The organism is Rhodopirellula baltica SH 1 (genome assembly GCF_000196115.1).
Taxonomy (GTDB): domain Bacteria; phylum Planctomycetota; class Planctomycetia; order Pirellulales; family Pirellulaceae; genus Rhodopirellula; species Rhodopirellula baltica.
The window spans coordinates 4,349,890-4,367,901 of sequence record NC_005027.1; the positions used below are offsets into that span (position 1 = coordinate 4,349,890).

The 18,012-nt window shown below is 54.9% G+C and carries 18 protein-coding genes and 1 tRNA gene; 7 read left to right on the forward strand and 12 right to left on the reverse strand.

Going from position 1 to position 18,012, the window contains the following annotated elements:
* Positions 1 to 55 precede the first annotated feature (55 nt).
* Positions 56 to 523, reverse strand: a complete 468-nt coding sequence (locus RB_RS16625) for a DUF1499 domain-containing protein (protein WP_164922125.1) — start codon at positions 521 to 523, stop codon at positions 56 to 58.
* A gap of 64 nt (positions 524 to 587) precedes the next feature.
* On the opposite strand from RB_RS16625, the gene RB_RS16630 reads away from it, so the two are divergent.
* Positions 588 to 1,907 (forward strand): replication-associated recombination protein A, encoded by a 1,320-nt coding sequence (locus RB_RS16630; RefSeq protein ID WP_011121727.1) that lies wholly within the window; start codon positions 588 to 590, stop codon positions 1,905 to 1,907.
* Positions 1,908 to 1,992: 85 nt separating this feature from the next.
* On the opposite strand, the gene RB_RS16635 is transcribed toward RB_RS16630, so the two are convergent.
* The 4 genes from RB_RS16635 to RB_RS16650 form a co-directional block, all read right to left on the reverse strand.
* Positions 1,993 to 2,220 carry a hypothetical protein gene (locus RB_RS16635; protein WP_007327047.1) on the reverse strand — a complete coding sequence of 76 codons (228 nt, stop codon included), beginning with the start codon at positions 2,218 to 2,220 and terminating at the stop codon, positions 1,993 to 1,995.
* 79 nt (positions 2,221 to 2,299) lie between these two features.
* On the reverse strand, positions 2,300 to 4,042 hold the full coding sequence (locus tag RB_RS16640) for a TlpA family protein disulfide reductase (RefSeq protein ID WP_011121729.1): 1,743 nt from the start codon (positions 4,040 to 4,042) through the stop codon (positions 2,300 to 2,302).
* A gap of 259 nt (positions 4,043 to 4,301) precedes the next feature.
* Positions 4,302 to 4,517 (reverse strand): hypothetical protein, encoded by a 216-nt coding sequence (locus tag RB_RS16645; protein ID WP_007327050.1) that lies wholly within the window; start codon positions 4,515 to 4,517, stop codon positions 4,302 to 4,304.
* A 260-nt stretch (positions 4,518 to 4,777) separates the two neighbouring features.
* Entirely contained in the window at positions 4,778 to 5,167 is a 390-nt protein-coding gene (locus RB_RS16650; RefSeq protein ID WP_231845712.1) for a hypothetical protein, read from the reverse strand.
* A 282-nt stretch (positions 5,168 to 5,449) separates the two neighbouring features.
* Between RB_RS16650 and csrA the strand changes: the two genes are divergently transcribed.
* Together csrA and RB_RS16660 are read left to right on the forward strand one after the other, a co-directional pair.
* On the forward strand, positions 5,450 to 5,662 hold the full coding sequence (gene csrA, locus RB_RS16655) for a carbon storage regulator CsrA (protein ID WP_007327053.1): 213 nt from the start codon (positions 5,450 to 5,452) through the stop codon (positions 5,660 to 5,662).
* Positions 5,663 to 5,826: 164 nt separating this feature from the next.
* A tRNA-Glu gene (locus RB_RS16660) sits at positions 5,827 to 5,899 on the forward strand.
* Between the two features lie 213 nt (positions 5,900 to 6,112).
* On the opposite strand, the gene RB_RS16665 is transcribed toward RB_RS16660, so the two are convergent.
* On the reverse strand, positions 6,113 to 7,450 hold the full coding sequence (locus RB_RS16665) for a hypothetical protein (RefSeq protein ID WP_011121732.1): 1,338 nt from the start codon (positions 7,448 to 7,450) through the stop codon (positions 6,113 to 6,115).
* Between the two features lie 111 nt (positions 7,451 to 7,561).
* On the opposite strand from RB_RS16665, the gene RB_RS16670 reads away from it, so the two are divergent.
* Complete coding sequence (locus tag RB_RS16670) at positions 7,562 to 7,981, forward strand: RrF2 family transcriptional regulator (RefSeq protein WP_164922126.1); 420 nt, start codon at positions 7,562 to 7,564, stop codon at positions 7,979 to 7,981.
* Between the two features lie 61 nt (positions 7,982 to 8,042).
* Here the strand turns inward: RB_RS16670 and RB_RS16675 are convergent, their stop codons facing one another.
* The 6 genes from RB_RS16675 to RB_RS16700 are packed head-to-tail and all read right to left on the reverse strand — an operon-like array spanning position 8,043 to position 12,974.
* Positions 8,043 to 9,503, reverse strand: a complete 1,461-nt coding sequence (locus RB_RS16675) for a DUF2201 family putative metallopeptidase (RefSeq protein WP_011121734.1) — start codon at positions 9,501 to 9,503, stop codon at positions 8,043 to 8,045.
* Complete coding sequence (locus RB_RS16680) at positions 9,500 to 10,594, reverse strand: AAA family ATPase (RefSeq protein WP_011121735.1); 1,095 nt, start codon at positions 10,592 to 10,594, stop codon at positions 9,500 to 9,502. Before RB_RS16680 ends, RB_RS16675 begins: the two co-directional genes overlap by 4 nt.
* A gap of 38 nt (positions 10,595 to 10,632) precedes the next feature.
* A complete protein-coding gene (locus RB_RS16685) occupies positions 10,633 to 11,334 on the reverse strand; it encodes a hypothetical protein (RefSeq protein ID WP_007327058.1) in 702 nt (233 codons plus the stop codon).
* Complete coding sequence (locus RB_RS16690; RefSeq protein WP_231845713.1) at positions 11,331 to 12,089, reverse strand: exodeoxyribonuclease III; 759 nt, start codon at positions 12,087 to 12,089, stop codon at positions 11,331 to 11,333. The genes RB_RS16685 and RB_RS16690 overlap by 4 nt, the downstream gene beginning before the upstream one ends.
* An 8-nt stretch (positions 12,090 to 12,097) precedes the next feature.
* Positions 12,098 to 12,796, reverse strand: a complete 699-nt coding sequence (locus RB_RS16695; protein ID WP_011121737.1) for an AIM24 family protein — start codon at positions 12,794 to 12,796, stop codon at positions 12,098 to 12,100.
* Positions 12,797 to 12,812: 16 nt separating this feature from the next.
* Positions 12,813 to 12,974 carry a hypothetical protein gene (locus RB_RS16700; protein WP_011121738.1) on the reverse strand — a complete coding sequence of 54 codons (162 nt, stop codon included), beginning with the start codon at positions 12,972 to 12,974 and terminating at the stop codon, positions 12,813 to 12,815.
* 60 nt (positions 12,975 to 13,034) lie between these two features.
* On the opposite strand from RB_RS16700, the gene RB_RS16705 reads away from it, so the two are divergent.
* The 3 genes from RB_RS16705 to RB_RS16715 all read left to right on the forward strand — a co-directional run bounded on the left by RB_RS16705 (position 13,035) and on the right by RB_RS16715 (position 18,011).
* Complete coding sequence (locus RB_RS16705; protein ID WP_231845714.1) at positions 13,035 to 15,761, forward strand: tetratricopeptide repeat protein; 2,727 nt, start codon at positions 13,035 to 13,037, stop codon at positions 15,759 to 15,761.
* 143 nt (positions 15,762 to 15,904) lie between these two features.
* A complete protein-coding gene (locus RB_RS16710) occupies positions 15,905 to 16,942 on the forward strand; it encodes a DUF4159 domain-containing protein (protein ID WP_164922909.1) in 1,038 nt (345 codons plus the stop codon).
* A 73-nt stretch (positions 16,943 to 17,015) separates the two neighbouring features.
* The gene (locus RB_RS16715) at positions 17,016 to 18,011 is read left to right on the forward strand and encodes an AAA family ATPase (protein ID WP_007327063.1); all 996 of its coding nucleotides are present in this window, start codon (positions 17,016 to 17,018) and stop codon (positions 18,009 to 18,011) included.
* The last annotated feature ends 1 nt before the right edge of the window (position 18,012 follow it).

The following is an 18,012-nucleotide window of genomic DNA, read 5'->3' on the forward strand; positions in this document are numbered from 1 at the left end:
CCGAAACTCTTGGCGAGTTCCGCTACGACGGCGAGTTCCGCTACGGCCCAATCCCTCACGCTGCTGAAAACGCGTCGCGGAGATGCTTGAGGTTGCGGGGGTTTTGACCGAGATCCCCTTTGCCGACCCGAGACTGACTTTCCGCATCGACGCGAGTGAAAACGTCACCGGAGGACGAAACGTCCTCCGTCAAACGCACGTGGACGTCATCGACAAACCGCAGCCACTTCGTCCGGCGGGTCAAGTGAATCGATTGCGTTTGATCGGTCGCCAATGTGTCCATTGGGTCAGCGGTCATCGACTCAATTTGCCAAATGGATTCGGTCTCCACCCATCGCTCCAAATCGGCCCGTACGTCAGCGATACGTTGATGCAATCGCATCGGTCTCATTTGCGGGTCCGTGGCGGAATCATCCCACTTGGCATGATTGGTCGTCCAATCTCGTCCCCAATCGTCGACGAGAGTCGCCACACGTGCGACAATCGCCAACGTTACCACCCCAGCGATTGCCGCTCCTGTCATTGCTCTTCTCGTTTGTTTTCGCGAGCGGTCATCCCGCTGCTTACTTTGAATTGTCACGTCGACCATGGATCTATTTGCCGATCAAGAAGCTGACCATTTGTTTGCTGCCCAGCCCTTGGCCGCGCGAATGCGTCCCAAGAAGCTATCGGAGTTCGTCGGCCAACAACACATCCTAGGCGAAGGGAAACTGCTTCGGCGATTGATCGCCAGTGGTCGCGTTGGCTCGATCCTGCTGCACGGCCCACCGGGAACCGGCAAGACCACGCTGGCTCACCTGATCGCGTCAGAGCAGAACAGCGAGCTGATCACTCTCAATGCCATCAGCAGCGGTGTGAAAGACGTTCGCGAAGTGCTGGCCAAAGCACGCGACCGCGTGTCGGCGGGCGACCCAAGGCCACTGCTTTTCATTGATGAGATTCATCGATTCAACAAATCTCAGCAAGACGCACTGCTCGCCGATGTGGAATCGGGCATCATCTCTCTGATCGGTGCCACAACCAGCAATCCATACTTCGCCGTCAATGCCGCGCTCATCAGTCGAAGCCAATTGTTCGGCTTAGAACCTGTTTCGGTCGAAGACATGCGCAGCCTGCTGAAACGGGCGATCACCGACCGAGAATGTGGCCTGGGAAATCAGAATGTGACCATCGACGAAGACGCGATCGACTATCTCTCATCTGCTTCGGATGGAGACGCTCGCAAAGCTCTCACGGCACTGGAAGTGGCAGTGCACAGCCATGAGAATCCAAAAGCATCGATCACGCGAGACGATGTTGCCGAATCCATGACCAGTCGCATCGCTGGTTACGATGCCACCGGCGATGATCACTATGATTTGGCCAGCGCACTGATCAAAAGCATTCGAGGCAGCGATGTGGACGCGTCCTTGTACTGGCTCGCCCGGATGCTGGAGGGCGGTGAAGACATTCGCTTCCTTTGCAGGCGATTGGTGATTTTGGCCAGCGAGGACATTGGCAACGCGGACCCGCAGGCGTTGATCATCGCGGTCAGCGCCATGCAAGCTTGCGAGATGATCGGACTTCCCGAAGCTCAACTCACGTTAAGCCAAACGGTGGCCTACCTCAGCCTTGCTCCCAAGAGCAACGCGACGACTTCCGCGATCAGCGCCGCCCGTCGGGACGTTCGAGATCGCCAGGTCATTCCCGTTCCCAAGATGCTTCGTTGCGGACACTACACCGGCGCCGAAGAACTTGGTCATGGCGACGGTTACAAGTCCGCGCACAACACCGAGGAGGGCGTGGCCAAGCTGGATTACTTGGGCGTCGACCGCCGCTACTACAAACCGGTCGAGCGAGGATTCGAATCAGAACTCGCCTCGCGGCTGCAAAAAATTCGCGATCAGTTAGGCAGAGAGACCGAGTGAATCACATCCGTGACTCTCGGACGGGGAAAGCAGCGTAACGAATTGTTCTATTCGATCGTTGCTTCAACAACTTGTGAGGGATTCACTACAGCCAATCCAGCTGAGTGATCCTTCGCAGTCGGTCCTCGAAATTCCCGAGCAGACCGCCGACTAAAACCCATTCGTGACGATCCCTCAGCTCGATTTCGCCGAACTTGTTGATTCGCAAAATAGAGTCACCATTGACGCCAGCTTCATGGAGCTGGCCCATGTCGATTTCGCCTTCGTTGATAACGTCCAACAGCGATTTGCCGGTGAGTTCGATGAATTGCATGGTCGCAACCTAGCAGACGGATTCAAAGACGAGTCGTTTCTCATTGCCCCACGGCGCTCGTCCGTCCAACCAGCTTAATTCAACGCAAAAGGTTTTCGACAACCGGCGTCAAATCTCGGCCAGAAAATTCGATCGCCGCCACTTTGCCCTCTTGATCGATCACCGCCACAAACAGCAACGAAACCACGCCAAAACGGTATGCAACGGAGTTGGCAACAGACGCTTCCGGGTCGGAAACACTCCGAAAACTCGGAAACGAAATTTTGTTTCGAGATTCAAACGCGGGAACGTCTGTCGACTGAACATCCAAGTTCATTCCCACGATCGCAACCTTCTCCGGATACTGGCGGGCGATCTTTTGAAGATTGTCGACGACCAACAAAGAGTCTGCAAAAGCGGCCGACCAGAACGGCATCAGAACGACTTTGCCACGATAGTCATCCATCGACAGCTCATCGCCCTTTGTGCTGGGCAGGTCTGGATCAAAAGTCTTGCCGATAATTTTTTCACGATTGTCGCGGGCCTGAAGTGCCGTCCTAGCCTCACTTCCACGGTCGTCTTGCATGGATGCAAACTTGTCATCCAAAACTTGGTAGGTCGCCTCGGACAAATCCAAACGACCAACCGTCTCCGCTTCCAAACTCGCGCCCGCTAAGAACTGTGTCGTCAAGAGATCGGGTTGCTCATCTGCCAACGATTCAATCGCTGCCTTCCAATCGTTGATTGACACTGCGGAGTCCGATGGATCGGTGTTTTCGTTGGCCTCGGTGATGAATGTTTCCATCAAATTCTGAACGCGAGCTGTCGCTTCGCTGATTTGAAAACTTGGGCCGGCGATTTGGCGGGCCATGTCCACCAATCCCCCCATCGCATCGGACTCGCCGGCGATTGCCTCACCTGACTCGACAAATTCTTCCAGGATCATCGCGCGAACCCGCGAGGCTTCTTCAACATGTTCGAATTGCAGTAACGCGTCTTTCGCTTGCCCCATCACCATCAAGGTTGCTGCGTCGGGAGAGGAACTTGCTTGCAGCAATCGATCGATTTGAGAAACCACTCGACTGGGCGCATCTGACTTTCCGTTTCGCAGGTCTTCGATCGCGAAACCGATCAACACAAGCTGGCTGTCTGAGCGGACTTCCGGATCGGAATCTTCTTGAAGCGACTCCGCCAATAGTTGCAAACTCTCAGCCGCTTTCAGATCCCCCAAAGACGCCAAGTGTGAAAGTGATTGCAGCTCACCTCGGCGGCCGATCGCCTTCTCCTTCTCGGTTGCATCCGCGTGTTCGATCAAGCGACGCGAAGCCTCACGTTTCCACGTGGCGATGCGTTTTAGCTCGCTGAAAGCGGTGGCACTATCTTCGATGCCGGACTGACCGCTTGTGATCATCCGCATCTCGATATCTGCTTCGGAGAGAAACGTCCGGAGCTGCTCGGGCTTCAAATCATTTGCGAGCTGCTTCCTGCGACCATCCAACTGAGAAGCAACGCTCTGAGGCACGTCAATCACGGCTGGGTCATCGACGACTGGCTGCGCAGCAACCTCGCCATTCGTATTATTACTGGTGGCCGGTGACTCGGGCGTTGAAGCAGCGCTGCTATCCCCGACCAGCAATAGATCGTCGTCGGACGTCTGGTCCGTCTCCTCGGACTGACCATCGTTGGTCTCCAAAGATGGAGCCCCCGACGCAGGATCCGTCGACTCAGCAGAAGGCTGGCGAGTGCAGCCTCCAACAATTTGGGTCAACAAGATCGCAAAGACGCATGCTCCGATGGTTTTCGGCAACGTGCCCATCACGACGGCAATTTGAGCTTGAATCATCCAATGACATCCCTGAAGAACGAAAGCCACTATTCTACTGGCCAACGGGCCAGTTCGAATACCGTTCGTTCAATTCTGGTCGGATTGGATGACCGACATTCTGAGATCTGACAAAGGCATTTCCGGTCACGTCCGTTGATACGACTCGGTAGACGCTCGAAATAAACGCCACCAATTGAATCAGGAACTGACTGCCGCGTTATGCGGAGGACCGGTTCGGTGCAGACGCCAACTTGGCGAACCTGCACAAATCATCATCTCAGGCAGCGGTGTGCTCAGCCGACAGAGCATCGAGCAAGTCGGCGAAGCGATCATCGGCTTCGCGACGACGACGCAGACGTTCTGCGACGCTCCAGCTGCTGCGGATCTTCATGACACGGCGAGTGATCTCAGCGTCGGATGGTGCTGTCTCATTCTGCGATGCAGTTGAGATCATCGAGACGTTTTCGAGCGATGGCATGGTTTCGGTCAACATTGCGATTCTTCCTGAAACGGGGCTTTCATAAGGCTCGGTACCACGTTGACGCCGGTACCGATTTGGATGCCTCCATCCGAGGCATTGGCGTCTGGATTGGTGGTAATGCAACCAGGGTGCCAAAACTCCGAAAACCAGAAAAAACGTTCCAACTGTTTCAATCGCACCGGAGCAAACCATGCGTTTCGCAGCGAAATCGCTGGGAAAAAGAGCCAAATGAGTCGCCGCTTGAATCCATTCGTTTTTTGGCGGCTGATAAATCAGCGATCAGAGGCGTTGGTCGAACAGACGTCTTTTTCAAAACCTTGTAAATCTTGCCATGTCCGGTCGGGAATCCGCATCAGCGAGACCGATGCTGGTTCGCCAAACGCTGAAAACAGCGTTCGCAGACGTTCCATCAACAATTGGCGCCCCTCCGCGGATGAACCACGGCCGTGTAAGTCAACGTACTGAATGGCCTGACCGTTGTCGTAGACGGTGCCATCGATTTGCCAGCCTTGCGACTGATTGGCCCAAGTAAACGAACCATCCCATTCAAAGAACAGTCCTTCCAGTGCCTCGAATCGGCCTGCGACGGTCTCCATTGAGACGTCAAATGCCCCCCGATCAGGTCCGTAAACGTAAGTCTGAAACGTAAAAGCAGCAGTCATCGGATAGAAAATCGCCAATTGAGTTGGGAATGGGTCTAAAACGCGACACTTCGTATTTGCTAGCAAAACAGGGCGTTTCGCAACCTGAACCCCTCTAACAAGCGACCACCAAAAGATTTTTCACTGTTTGTCAACCCGGATTTCCTTGACCGAACCGTTTTTTGTCCTAGAGTTGTTGGACCAAGGATCTCTGTCCGTACTCCCTTCCACAACCTGTCCACTATTCGTCGTTGACTAGGCAGTTGTTACTAGGAGGCAGGCGGCCGCAAAAAGGAATGAGCCATGTTGGTACTCTCGCGAAAGAAAAACGAAAGCATTGTCATCAACAACGATATCAAAATCGTTGTGGTGGAAATCCGTGGAGACAAGGTCCGCCTCGGCGTGGAAGCTCCTCGCGAAGTGCCAGTTCATCGTCGTGAGGTCTACGACGCGATCCAGCGGAATAACGAAGCGTTCGATGCGAACGCACCAGCGGATTCGAACGACGTTTCGTAGGTTAATTTCCTGCTCACTGGACGTTCGTGAAGGCACATTCGCCCTCCTGACAACTTTTTTGTTGTCGCAAAGCAAATCGGACGCTCGTATCCCTTGACGCCTTCATGCGATCTTGGTTTGATACTCGCCTCGTTGGCACGCCAGCTTTTGTTGGCAAACCGACCGGCCCCTTCGTCTAGCGGTCTAGGACATCGCCCTTTCACGGCGGTAACACGGGTTCGAGTCCCGTAGGGGTCACTGAATAAGCCGTCTGCTTGTAAAAGCTGGCGGCTTATTTTTTGCGCCGATAAAAAACTAGCCAGACATCTCTGGGGCTCTCGGCCACCTGCAGCTAGTTCAGCTCAGCACGGACACGCTCGCCCGCTCGATGAGCTTCGCTCGTTCCCAAATCGAAGGACGTGCTTCGAGCCAACAAGACGCGACGTGGCATGGCCATGTCGCTTTCTCGGGCTACTGAAAGTCAGGGTGGGTCGCTCGAAGGATTTCCAGGATCTCGCTGCGCATTTTGCCGGTCAAATGCTGATAAGCCTCTGACTGATCTTCTCCGCTGAGGATGTGTTTCAGCTTCTCCAGCACACGAGATTTCACTTCGGCGGGCAACTCCATAAAAGAGTCGGAGTAGATCAAATAGCTACACGGATATCGGAACAGCCGTGTTTCTAGATCAAAGTCACGCAGCGACCGCTGCTCCGGATCTCGGGGTCCCATCGAGGCGAACTCTTTGGCAAATGTGGAAGTCCCCGCCACCGAATCGGTCAACGTGAACTCGTCGCACATCAACAGATACTTCAGCACTCGATCAGCGGACGACTCAATCCGTCGCGTCGCGCTCTCGCTGATGAAATCAGGTTCGCGTTCGAGCAACTCATTCATCTGATAGGACTGATGAAGTGCCTGCCGCGTTTCGAAGTTCGCCGCCGTGATCGCATTGTGCATTTGCGTTTGATGCTCCAACACCATCAACGCCACAATGTCGCTATGCGGTGTCAGATGAGAATCCGTCCGAAAGTACTCCCCAAGATCGTCCTGATTCGCCCCGCTTTCACGGTCCAGCTCCTGAGCTTCATCGGTGCAGATGACGTTGCCCATATGACGCATCGAACCGTGGGATCCGGTGACATACCAACCACCCCATCGTTCGTCGAACGGGCTGGTGTGATCCGTCGTGAACGTCCCGCTACCAAGCTTGGGACGCCCCGCCGCATCAGCGAAGACGCTGCGAATTAAGAACCCAGGGACATTCTGAGTTCGCGACGACGCGTGACATGACAAGCACCCACCACGATCCCGCACAAACTCGGGTTCTTTTTCTTCTGATTGGGACAACGTGTAAAAGATTGCCCCCTGCTTGGCATCGGTTGAAGCGAATTCCAAAACATCGCCATGCTGGCAATAACCAACGTAAACGTCGTCGTTGAAATACAACGCTCGCGGCCGCCGAGGCGAAATTCGATGCAACTGCAAACTGGTCTTTGAAAACACCAGCGTCTGCGAACTTAGCGGCACATCCAGAGCTTCGAGAACTGACGGCAAATACCCAAACTTTGGATCGCTGTTCAGTGCCACTTCGCCCGCTTCGATGCGTTTTGCTAGCTTGGCGACAGGATCATTGACCTCCGCATTGAGGTAATCGATCGGCGGACGTTCAAAATCGGGCTGGGCCGATGCCGAGGACGCCATCCAAACGACCAAGCAAAACAGCCCACCGCTGATCACCCGCGATTTCACCGCAAAAACACACCGTTCATGGAAGGATGGAGCGGCACCATTTGAATGCAGCGAGACCATAGAAGATTGCTCGTACGTGGGTTCCAGCTTAAACTCTTATTCGTACACCTGACTGTACAGAATCAATATCTGCATTTCAACATGTAGATTTCAAATTCACAACAAACAACTATGCTTTCCAAAACCGCCGAATACGCTCTTCGCGCCATCGCCTGCATGGGCAGCCAGGTCGGAAAACCAGTCCCGGCGGATCATTTGGCTGAGCAAACCAAGGTGCCTCGGCGGTATCTCACTCGTGTGCTGCAAGACCTCGGTGCCGCAGGGCTGGTCCGCTCACGACCGGGTCCCGGCGGCGGTTACGAACTGTGCGTTCCGACGGATACATTGACGATCCTGGACGTCGTCAACACGGTTGCTCCAGTCGAACGAATTCGAAAATGCCCCCTCGGCCTGAAATCTCACACCGATCTTTGTCCGCTGCACACTGAACTCGATCGAGTCTACGCCGCGACCGAAGAAGCTTTTCGTGGCGTCACGATCGATGACTTGGTCAACTCAACCAATCCCATCCTGCCGCTTTGCGAAAGTTGAGATTGGGCGACTCCAAGAGCGGCATTGGCTTGCGTCCAGCAGCCACTCTTCGCAAGCAGATCTAGCTCGCATGAACCGGCGAGCCAACTCGCGAAGGCTTTAAGAAAGCGACGTGGCCGAGCGATTTCAAATCCGAAGCGGACTTCCGGAAAGCGGCCTGCGTGTTGAACAACCAGAGAATCCGTGTCTGCCGATTGGCTGGTCGCTTGGGGTGAGGCGAATCGCCATCGGTAAACACGACGACTCCGTCATAGCCGCGATGCTCATCGATGAACTCGGTCACACAACCCAAGTCAGTGCCGCCTCGACCGGTGATGCTGACGTCGCGCCGCGCCGATCGAAACGTCAGTGGTTCGCACCGGATTTGCGTATCAAACCAAACGACATCGATCGAGCGAATGCCATACTGAAAAAACCGATTGATAATCGAGAATCCGTTTTGCAAATCACGGTGGCTCATCGAGCCCGAGACATCCACCGCGAAAAGCAATCGCGTGGTGAAGTCGTACCGGCTACCCATCTGAGCGAACCCGTAACGCCGACTCGGCCGCATGCGAGTCAGCCGACGATCAACTGACAGAACACTCTGACGAAATTGCCGCAAGATCGACCGGTAGTCCAGTGGTGGCCGAAGCGTTGCCAACAAACGTTCTTGAGCGTGACCGGGCAAGGTTCCCCAACCACCATTCTCCGCCGCGTCCGCGACGGCAGATTTGATCTCCTCATGCAGCAGATCGTCGGCATCCCACTGGTCCGCGTTTTCAGCACCCGTTTGGCTCGGATCGACATACGATTCCAAATCATTGCCCACCGACGAGTCCGCTGCCTGTTCCAGCGAGGGTGAATCCGGCGTGGGCTCATTCGACTCCGCTGAAGAGCCGTCATCTTCTTCCACGGACGACTCATCACCGGTTTCGTCCCTTTGCTCGGCCACCGCGTCGTTGCCAGAGTCGCCAGCGTCACTTGAGTCGTCGCCCAGCGTTTCTTCTGGATGACTCGTGCCCTCGCCTGGTTTCGAATCATCCGACTGATCCGGTTCAGGCGTTGAGTCTTCCGAGGGATCGGGTTGATCACCTTCCCGTTCGGCGAGCTGCCGATAGTAATATTCGAAGTATTGATGATCGTGCGTTTCGCTTCCCAAGACTTCCCGCGGTCTGGGCATGGGCAACTTACTTCGCAAGCATTCTTGCACCGTCAAATTACTGGCCGAGTAAGACAACTCGGTCTTCGGTTGGCGTCTGGCATAGGGATGCCCCAACAGAATTCGCATCGCTTCAAACCGCAGTACCTCCCCCAGTTCATCTCGCTTGAGCGACGAAACAAACGCGGGATTGAATTCAACGCGGCCATGAGCCACTCGCAACGTTGCGATTTCCGGCTTGGCCACGACTTCGTGCAGCGTCCACGCGGCAAACAACAACGGATCAACGAGATACCAACTCTCAACGACACGAGTGATTCGCTCTCGCGCCTTCGCGTCTCGTTTCGAATCGGTTTTCCCAGAAGCCGCTGAGTCGCTCACTGAATTCGGATCCCGTCGACGTATTCGGTCAGCAAGGTTGTCAGCTCCATTGACTCCGCAAAGAACTCCATCGCCGGTTCGTACTTCGGCTGATCCGTCATGGAAACCAAGTGAGCGACCGCTTCATCCAGCTTTCGTTTGCGAAGCAGCTTCAAATAGCTCAGCATCCCTTTGAGAGCTTTCGTTCGATCGGCATCGTCGTATGGGTCACCGACCAAGTGAACGAGCAACTGTTCGTTCAACATCAGCAGTTCGCCCAACGCCATCTTCTCAATCGCTTTGCGATGCTTTGTGAATTGCAGCAACACTTGATCGGGCGACACCTGCAATCGCGATGCAAGGCTTCTGCGAAACGCCATCGCCGCGGGCGAACCCACCACGCCGGCGATCAACTTGACGTGCACCGGTTGGATCGTTTCGACGCCTTGAAGCATACTCGACACGCGAGCCCATCCGCGGCGGTCGGGTGTTTTGACCAACCCTGACATTGAATTCGCGTCTTCCGCCGAGGGCGAGATTCCTTCGCCGTCGAGGTACTGAGGCTGCTGCTGCACAAATCCGGTGACTCGATCGTCCACCTTGTGCTGATCAGCCCAAAGCAACCAATCGTCGACGGTGGGAGCGAACTGATACAGGTTGAATCGTGAAACGAGAGCGGGGTCGAGATCGGTCAGCTGATATTCATCGCCTTCGTTGACCGCCGAGACGATCACACTGCCTTGGGGCAATCGCTTTCCCGCAAGTGTCTTGTTCAATGCGAGCTCCATCACCGATTGCAGTATTTCTGGACGAGCCCGATTGAGCTCGTCCAAGAAAAGCACGATCGGCTCCTCGTCCGATGGCCACCAAAATGGCGGAAGAAACTCGCTTCGACCAGTCTTCTCGTCCTTGTGCAGCAATCCGATCAGATCGCCCGGATCACTCATCTGCCCCAAGAAAAATGGCACCACACGCATTCCGCGAGAGGAAAAGTGTTCGGCGATGATCTGCGATTTCCCGATTCCGTGCCTTCCCACCAACATGATGTTTTGATCGGGCGGAGTGATTTCGAGTAACTGAATCAACTCGTGAACATCAACTCGAACAGCCAAAGGAATGTCTCAATCAACGTGGAAATCAAAATCAAAAATCACTCTTCGTACCGAATCCATTCGGTTCGCCAATCAGCCTGCATGAAGCCGATCATCTTGAACCGCAACCCGTCTTCATACAGCGACCGCAGCGTTCGAATCGTCTCTTGCAATTGCGGCAAGACCTTTTCGAACCGCGTGAACGGGATGTGGATCTCGATCATGTGCTGACTCGACAACTTCACAAACAGACGCAGCTTCTGCGTGTCCATGCTGGTCGCGAAGTCAAATTGTTCTTCTTTGGCCAGTGCCTTGACGCGAGCGACGATCGCTTTGGACTTCATCGAGCGGACTTTTGCACGCTTTGCTTCACCCGCGTGCCGCTTGACGTACCGACGGAGAACTTCCGCCACCAAGCTCTCCACCTCCCCGAAGTCGCTGATCGGGCCCGCGATTTCGCGATCAAACTTTCCAAACACGCATTCGAGTTCGCCTTGCTCGTTGCGTTCCAGACGCAATTCATCGGACCGATAATACGTCTGCGATGCGTTTGGGTCTGGAATCGTGAACCGCACCCACGTTGGCGATCGCGAGTCACGATCGCCGGGGTGGTTGGTCAATCGCACGCCCTCGATCTTTTCCAACTTGGATCGCCACTGTTTGATCAGCGCCGCGCGTTGCCCTGGATCAATTTCAATCGGTGACTCACCCGAAAAGTGCTCTCGAAAGAGCTTTCGCACGGAGGGCAGCGGCAACTTCACGTCAGCGTCAACTCAACGGGGCAGTGGTCCGAACCGTGAATTTCGCAGCGGATCCGTGCATCGGCAACACGATCCCAAAAATTTTTCGCAACCCAAAAGTAATCCAAACGCCACCCAATGTTTCGGGCGCGAGCATCACTTCGATACGTCCACCATGAATAGTGACCCGGGCCATCGTGGAATTGTCGAAACGAGTCAATGAACCCTGCCTCGGTGACCGCATCCAGTCCCGCACGTTCCTGATCGCTGAAGCCCGCGTTCTTGCGATTGGCCTTTGGGTTTGCCAAATCGATTTCCTTGTGGGCACAGTTCACGTCGCCGCAGAACAAAACCGGTTTGCGTCGATTCAGCTTTTTGACGTAGTCCAAAAATGCTTCGTCCCATTGCATTCGATAATCCAACCGAGCCAAGCCCCGCTGTGAGTTTGGCGTGTAGACGTTGACCAGATGAAAGTCATCGAAGGTTGTCGTCAGCACTCGTCCTTCGTTGTCGTGCTCTTCGATGCTCAAACCCTTGGTGACTTTCAAAGGCTCAACACGACTCCATGTTGAAACACCCGAATAACCACGTTTGGTCGCCGTGTTCCAAACCTGGTGGTATCCAAGCTCATCCGCCCAAGACAAATCGACTTGCTCGGGTTCCGCTTTTGTCTCTTGCAAACACAGCACATCGGGCTGCTCACTCTCGACAAATTCGCGAAAACCTTTGTCCATCGAGGCACGAATGCCGTTGACGTTCCATGAAATCAGTTTCAACGTTTCAATCAACTTTGGTTTTGGAACACAACTTCTTCGTACGGTTGAACAACCACAAAGCCATGTCCTTGGAAAAGAAACTGCAACGATTCCCCCGAACCGCGACCAATTATCGTTTTGAACTGCACATCGGTCTTGAGTTGAGGTTCCAGTTGCCCGGACCACAGCACGGTTGCATTTGGGTCCGTCACGACAGGTTGATGAGGTGTGACCGGCAACGTGATCGGATCGTAGTGACTGGTGATCGCAACCATGCCCGTGCCTTCCAGGCGGATGTTGAACAACCCACCGGCCAACATCGCGGTCATCTTCTTCATCATTTTGATGTTGTAGTTCAATGACATTTCGAACGCGAGGAGGTCGTTTCCGTTGACGCAAATCGCTTCGTTTTGCAACTCGAGGATGGTGATTTTCTTTCCGCTGTCGGCGCAGAACACGGAACCCTTGCCACTAACTTTCGTCAGCGCCGTGCCTTCGCCGGAAACCGCCTTCTTCAGCAAATTCCCCAATCCTTGCGACAGAATCCCTTCGCGTTCGAACTTCACATTGCCCGTGTAAGCGATCATTGAACCCATTTTTGTCCACACCTCGCCGTTGAGGTTGATGTCCAACATTCGGTCCGATTCCAGTTCAAACAGGCCCTGATTGAGGTCCTTGTCCCGCGTTTTCTCCAAGAAGCGGTCGAGGGAATAGCGTCTTTCACTCATCGTGAGATCCTTCAGGTCATGGTGATAAAAAGAGAACAACGTCGGACTGCACGCCCACAACGCCATTGAACGCGTCGGGCGGGTGCCACACCAACCGCAGTGTAGCGATTCCATCGGAACCGGTCGTGCCTCGGCGGGTTTCATCCGTGCGAGCGGGTTGCTGAGAGCGTAGAATCATCCTACCGATGATTTCGAAATGCGATCTCTCCCGCCTGCGTTCCCAACCACGCACCAAAGCATGAGACCTGTCCTAGTGAATGCATCTCGCTTCCTTGTTGACAACCAATACGACGATCAGCTTCTCGAAGTGATCGACCTGGGCCATCGTTCTCGTACGCTGCATGGTCAATTCGGCCAAACCATGACTACGACGGCTAATTGTCTGCTCGTCGTTTGCGTTTTGCTTGTCTCGTTGCTCACGCCCGCCCCCGTTTTCGCGGCCAGCTACGACGACGCGGTGCAGCAATTTTGCAACGGCCAGTACGACGCCGCGGCAACGACCGCCGCTTCGGAAGTCGAGCGAGGTGTTTGGAGCGAACGTTGGCCGCGGTTGCTGATACAGTGCCAACTGACTCAGGGTGACTACGCTGATGCTCTGCAAACTTATCGCGAAGCCCTGCAGCGATATCCAACCAGCATCGCACTGCGTTACATGGGTCTGGATGTATTGCGATTCAACGGCTTGCATGATGAAGTCGGCACGGCAGAAGCAGACTTGTTCGCACAAATGCAGCGTGCCTTCGCGGGATACATCACTCGCGACAACCTGATCGCCGCAGGCCGCTTTCTGACTGGTCGTGGCGAAGATGCTCGCAAGGTATTGGAAATGTTCTATGACCGGGTGCGTGATCGCGACCCGGATTACCTCGATGCCTATTTGGCCACAGCCGAACTGGCGATTCGAAAAGGTGATTTCCAAGTCGCCGCGAACACGCTTCAACAAGCCTTGAAACTGGAGGAAGAAACTCCCGACCTGCATCACTTGTTGGCCAAGGCGATGGAATCCAGCGATGGGCAGGCTGCCGCCGAGCAAATCGCAATCGCACTTCGTATCAACCCACAACATCTGCCTTCGCTGCAATGGTTAGCGGAACGTGCAATTGATCGCGAGCGATATGATGAAGCCAAAGACGTCGCGAACCAAATGCTTCAGATCAATCCGCATGAACCGTCGGCATGGGCTTTGATGGCGGTCATCTCGCACTTGAGAGGCGAATACGATGTTGAAAAACTAATGCGTGCGGCGGCCTTGTCGACATGGGAACAAAACCCAAACGTCGATCATCTGATTGGTCGCAAACTTTCTGAGAAGTATCGCTTCGCCGAAGGTGCTGCGTATCAAAACCTGGCACTCGATGCTGATCCTCTGCACTTGGCCGCCAGCTTCCAACTCGCGCAAGACATGCTGCGATTGGGCGAGGAAGAGATCGGTTGGGAAATCGCGGGGGAGGTGGCCAAGTCAGATCCATACAATGTGGTTGCCTACAACCTGATGACGCTTCGTGATCGAACCGCGAAGTTCACCGTTTTGAAACAAGACGGGATTCAAGTCCGCATGGACGCAACCGAAGCCAAACTCTATGGCGATGCGGTGATGGAGTTGCTTTTGGATGCCAAGCAAGTCTTGTGCGAGAAGTACGACGAGATGCCGGACAAACCGATCTTGGTCGAGATCTTCCCACACCAAAACGACTTTGCCATTCGCACGTTTGGTCTGCCGGGTGGGGCAGGGTATTTGGGCGTTTGCTTCGGCCGAGTCATCACGGCGAACAGCCCCGCGTCTCAAGGCGAACGCCCATCAAACTGGAAAAGCGTTTTATGGCATGAGTTCTGTCATGTGGTCACGCTGGAGAAAACCAACAACCGAATGCCGCGCTGGCTCAGCGAAGGCATCTCGGTTTACGAAGAACGCCAACGCAATCCTTCGTGGGGCGAGAAGATGTCGCCTCAATACCGATCGATGCTGCTCTCGGACGATCTGACTCCGGTCAGCGACCTGAGTGCGGCGTTCCTTTCACCACCATCCGCGATCGCGTTGCAATTTGCTTACTACGAATCGTCATTGGTAATCGAGTTCCTGATCGAACAACATGGTCATGATGCTTTGCTGGCAGTGCTCGATGACTTGTCCGCGGGCATTCCGATCAACGATGCCTTAACCCGGCATACCGGATCACTGCGACGATTGGACGCTCAGTTTGATGAATACGCAAAAAAACGAGCCAACCAGTTTGGGGCTCTGGTCGATTGGTCGCGTGACACGCTGCCCGAAAGCGGTGACCTGGCGACCTGGAAAGGTTGGACCCGAGCGAACCCGACCAACTACTGGGGTTTGCGAGAGTTAGCCAAAAGTGCCATCGAAGGTGAACAGTGGGAGCAGGCGCTTATCCCGCTTTCTCGAATGCAGCAATTGGGCGTGCTCACCGGCGAACGCGGCGGTCCGCTGGAATGGCTGGCTCGAGCCCATCGCGAATTGGGACAAGACCGGCAAGAAATCCGAGCAATTCAAGACAATTTGTCGCAATCTAGCGATGCTTTGCCGGCTTTGCGGCGTTGGATCAATATTGGCCAATCTGAAGAGCAGTGGGAAAACGTTTTGGACGCCTCGCAACAGGCGCTCGCGATCCAGCCCTTGCTGCCCGAATTTCATCTCGCATCCGCCGTCGCCGCCGAAAAGCTCGATCGCCACGAATTGGCGGTGGAAGCTTTGTCGGCGCTGCTCGCATTGGATCCGGTGGACCCTGCGGCGTTGCATTTCCGTTTGGCCAATGCCTACGACGAACAAAACGAGTCCTTCCCCGCGAAACACCATGCACTGATGGCATTGGAATTGGCCCCTCGCTACCGCGACGCTCACCGATTGCTCTGGAAACTGCACCACGCGGTCTCGGAAGAGAATCCGGCGGACGCGGAACAGAATGATGCCGAGAATGTGTCAGCCGTCGAAGAGGAGGAAGCTCTATGACTCCTAAAAACCTCAACCTAATGGGCATCTTGCGAGCACTTGCTCGGGGCAGCGTCCATTCCCATTCACCTCTCCCCCGACCATCGTCGGGGGAGAGGTCGGACGCGGCGTTCAGCCGTCGTCCGGGTGAGGGGGCGGATCACATGGCGGTCGAAATCGCTATGCCACAGAACGCCCCATGTCACGCGGACGCCCCCTCACCCGAGCAACGCCTGAAGGGCGTGCTCGACCTCTCCCCCAATGAAATTGGGGGAGAGGTGACAACTGCGTTCACGGTCGGTGACAAGACGCAAACTCGCCAGCAATCCACCCCTCTAACCTTCTCTCACAAACCATTCGGCCACCGTCGTTGGATTTTGGCCGCGTTGATTGTCTTGATGGGCGGGGCCGCGTTTGCTCAACGAGGTTACTGGGGACGTCGCAACCGATCGCTTCCCACCGACCGCAACGGTGTCCCAACATGGGAAGTCGATCCACGATTCCCACAAGACAGCTTCACGTTCGCTCGAATCGAATACGATTCCTACGGCGGTCGAGGACGAGGTGGCGGAGGCTGCTGGACCGACTATCCCGACAGCGATCTCAACTTCTCACTTCGTTTGCAGCAACTGACGTCACTGAAGGTCAATCCTGATCCGGTGGTCATTCGCCTGACCGATGATGAATTGTTCGACTACCCATTCATCTACATCATCGAACCCGGGGGCCTCGTCTTTTCAGAAGAAGAGGTGAAAGCACTCCGCAAGTATTGCCTCAACGGCGGCTTCCTAATGGTGGATGATTTCTGGGGCGACTCCCAGTACGAAAACATGCGGAGCGAACTCAAACGCGTGTTCCCCGATCGCGATCCATTCGAGGTTCCTTTGGAACACGAGATCTTTCACATCGTCTACGACCTCAAAGAAAAACCTCAGGTCCCCGCGATCAACTCCGCCAGACGCCGCGCCGACGGCAGTGTCGGTTCGTGGGAATGGTCGCGTGACGGAAGCGACACCAGTGTTCCTCACTACCGAGCCATCACCGATGACGAAGACCGCATCATGGTTTTCATTTGCCACAACACCGACCTGGGCGATGGCTGGGAACGAGAAGGCGAAGACCAATGGTACTTCGATGAGTTCTCCGTCAAGAAAGCTTATCCGATGGGAATCAACATCGTGACTTATGCGATGACCCACTGAATCATTCCTTGTATCAACCATCGACGGTTCCGACGCTCCTCCAACCCGATTGCACTTCATGACAACGGATACCATGACCCACGAAGACGAAGCCCAAGTGGTGGAGCAAATTCGCGACGGACGAGAACGAATCGTTCAAGAATTGTCTAAGGTCATCATCGGCCAAGAAGAAGTCATCGAGCAGTTGCTGATCTGCTTGTTTGCCGGCGGTCATTGTTTGATCACCGGTGCACCAGGACTGGCAAAAACATTGCTGGTCAGCAGCGTCGCGAAAATCTTTCATTTGAACTTCCAGCGGATTCAGTTCACCCCCGATTTGATGCCGGCGGACATCACCGGAACAGAAATCCTGGAGCAATCCGCCGACGGTCACCGACAACTGCAATTCGTCAAAGGACCAATCTTCGCCAACGTGATCTTGGCCGATGAAATCAACCGGACACCGCCCAAGACGCAAGCCGCGTTGCTCGAAGCGATGCAAGAACACCAGGTCACCGCGGGAGGCCAACGATTTGAACTGGAAGAACCGTTCTTTGTTTTGGCCACGCAAAATCCGATCGAAATGGAAGGCACTTACCCGCTGCCCGAAGCCCAACTCGATCGTTTCCTTTTCAATGTGCTGATCGACTACTTGCCGCCCAAAGACGAACTGGCGGTGGTCCTGCAAACGACATCGACGAAGCCCGAACCGATTCAGCCAATCTTCACCGGTGAAGACGTCGCTCGCTTTCACGCCGCGGTTCGACGCGTTCCGATTGCGGAATCGATCGCCGCATACGCCGTGCGGTTGGTCGCCGCGACTCGGCCGGGACGAGATGGAACGCCGGACTTCGTCAACCAATACGCTTCCTGGGGTGCAGGGCTTCGGGCCGCTCAAACATTGGTGCTCGGTGCCAAGGCGAGAGCTTTGCTCAACGGCCACGCTCATGTCCGAACGGAAGACATCCAGGCTCTCGCGCACCCGACGCTCCGACACCGAGTCTTGCTGAGCTATCGAGCCGAGGCCGAAGGTTTCAACGTTGAGAACCTGGTCACACGACTTCTTCAAGAAATCCCCACGGAAGTCTGAA

Coding starts and splice junctions, on each gene's coding strand:
- RB_RS16625 (WP_164922125.1), bottom strand. CDS start 523: ATGACAGGAGCGGCAATCGCTGGGGTGGTAACGTTGGCGATTGTCGCA.
- RB_RS16630 (WP_011121727.1), top strand. CDS start 588: ATGGATCTATTTGCCGATCAAGAAGCTGACCATTTGTTTGCTGCCCAG.
- RB_RS16635 (WP_007327047.1), bottom strand. CDS start 2,220: ATGCAATTCATCGAACTCACCGGCAAATCGCTGTTGGACGTTATCAAC.
- RB_RS16640 (WP_011121729.1), bottom strand. CDS start 4,042: ATGATTCAAGCTCAAATTGCCGTCGTGATGGGCACGTTGCCGAAAACC.
- RB_RS16645 (WP_007327050.1), bottom strand. CDS start 4,517: ATGTTGACCGAAACCATGCCATCGCTCGAAAACGTCTCGATGATCTCA.
- RB_RS16650 (WP_231845712.1), bottom strand. CDS start 5,167: ATGACTGCTGCTTTTACGTTTCAGACTTACGTTTACGGACCTGATCGG.
- csrA (WP_007327053.1), top strand. CDS start 5,450: ATGTTGGTACTCTCGCGAAAGAAAAACGAAAGCATTGTCATCAACAAC.
- RB_RS16665 (WP_011121732.1), bottom strand. CDS start 7,450: ATGGTCTCGCTGCATTCAAATGGTGCCGCTCCATCCTTCCATGAACGG.
- RB_RS16670 (WP_164922126.1), top strand. CDS start 7,562: ATGCTTTCCAAAACCGCCGAATACGCTCTTCGCGCCATCGCCTGCATG.
- RB_RS16695 (WP_011121737.1), bottom strand. CDS start 12,796: ATGAGTGAAAGACGCTATTCCCTCGACCGCTTCTTGGAGAAAACGCGG.
- RB_RS16700 (WP_011121738.1), bottom strand. CDS start 12,974: ATGATTCTACGCTCTCAGCAACCCGCTCGCACGGATGAAACCCGCCGA.
- RB_RS16705 (WP_231845714.1), top strand. CDS start 13,035: ATGAGACCTGTCCTAGTGAATGCATCTCGCTTCCTTGTTGACAACCAA.
- RB_RS16710 (WP_164922909.1), top strand. CDS start 15,905: ATGGCGGTCGAAATCGCTATGCCACAGAACGCCCCATGTCACGCGGAC.
- RB_RS16715 (WP_007327063.1), top strand. CDS start 17,016: ATGACCCACGAAGACGAAGCCCAAGTGGTGGAGCAAATTCGCGACGGA.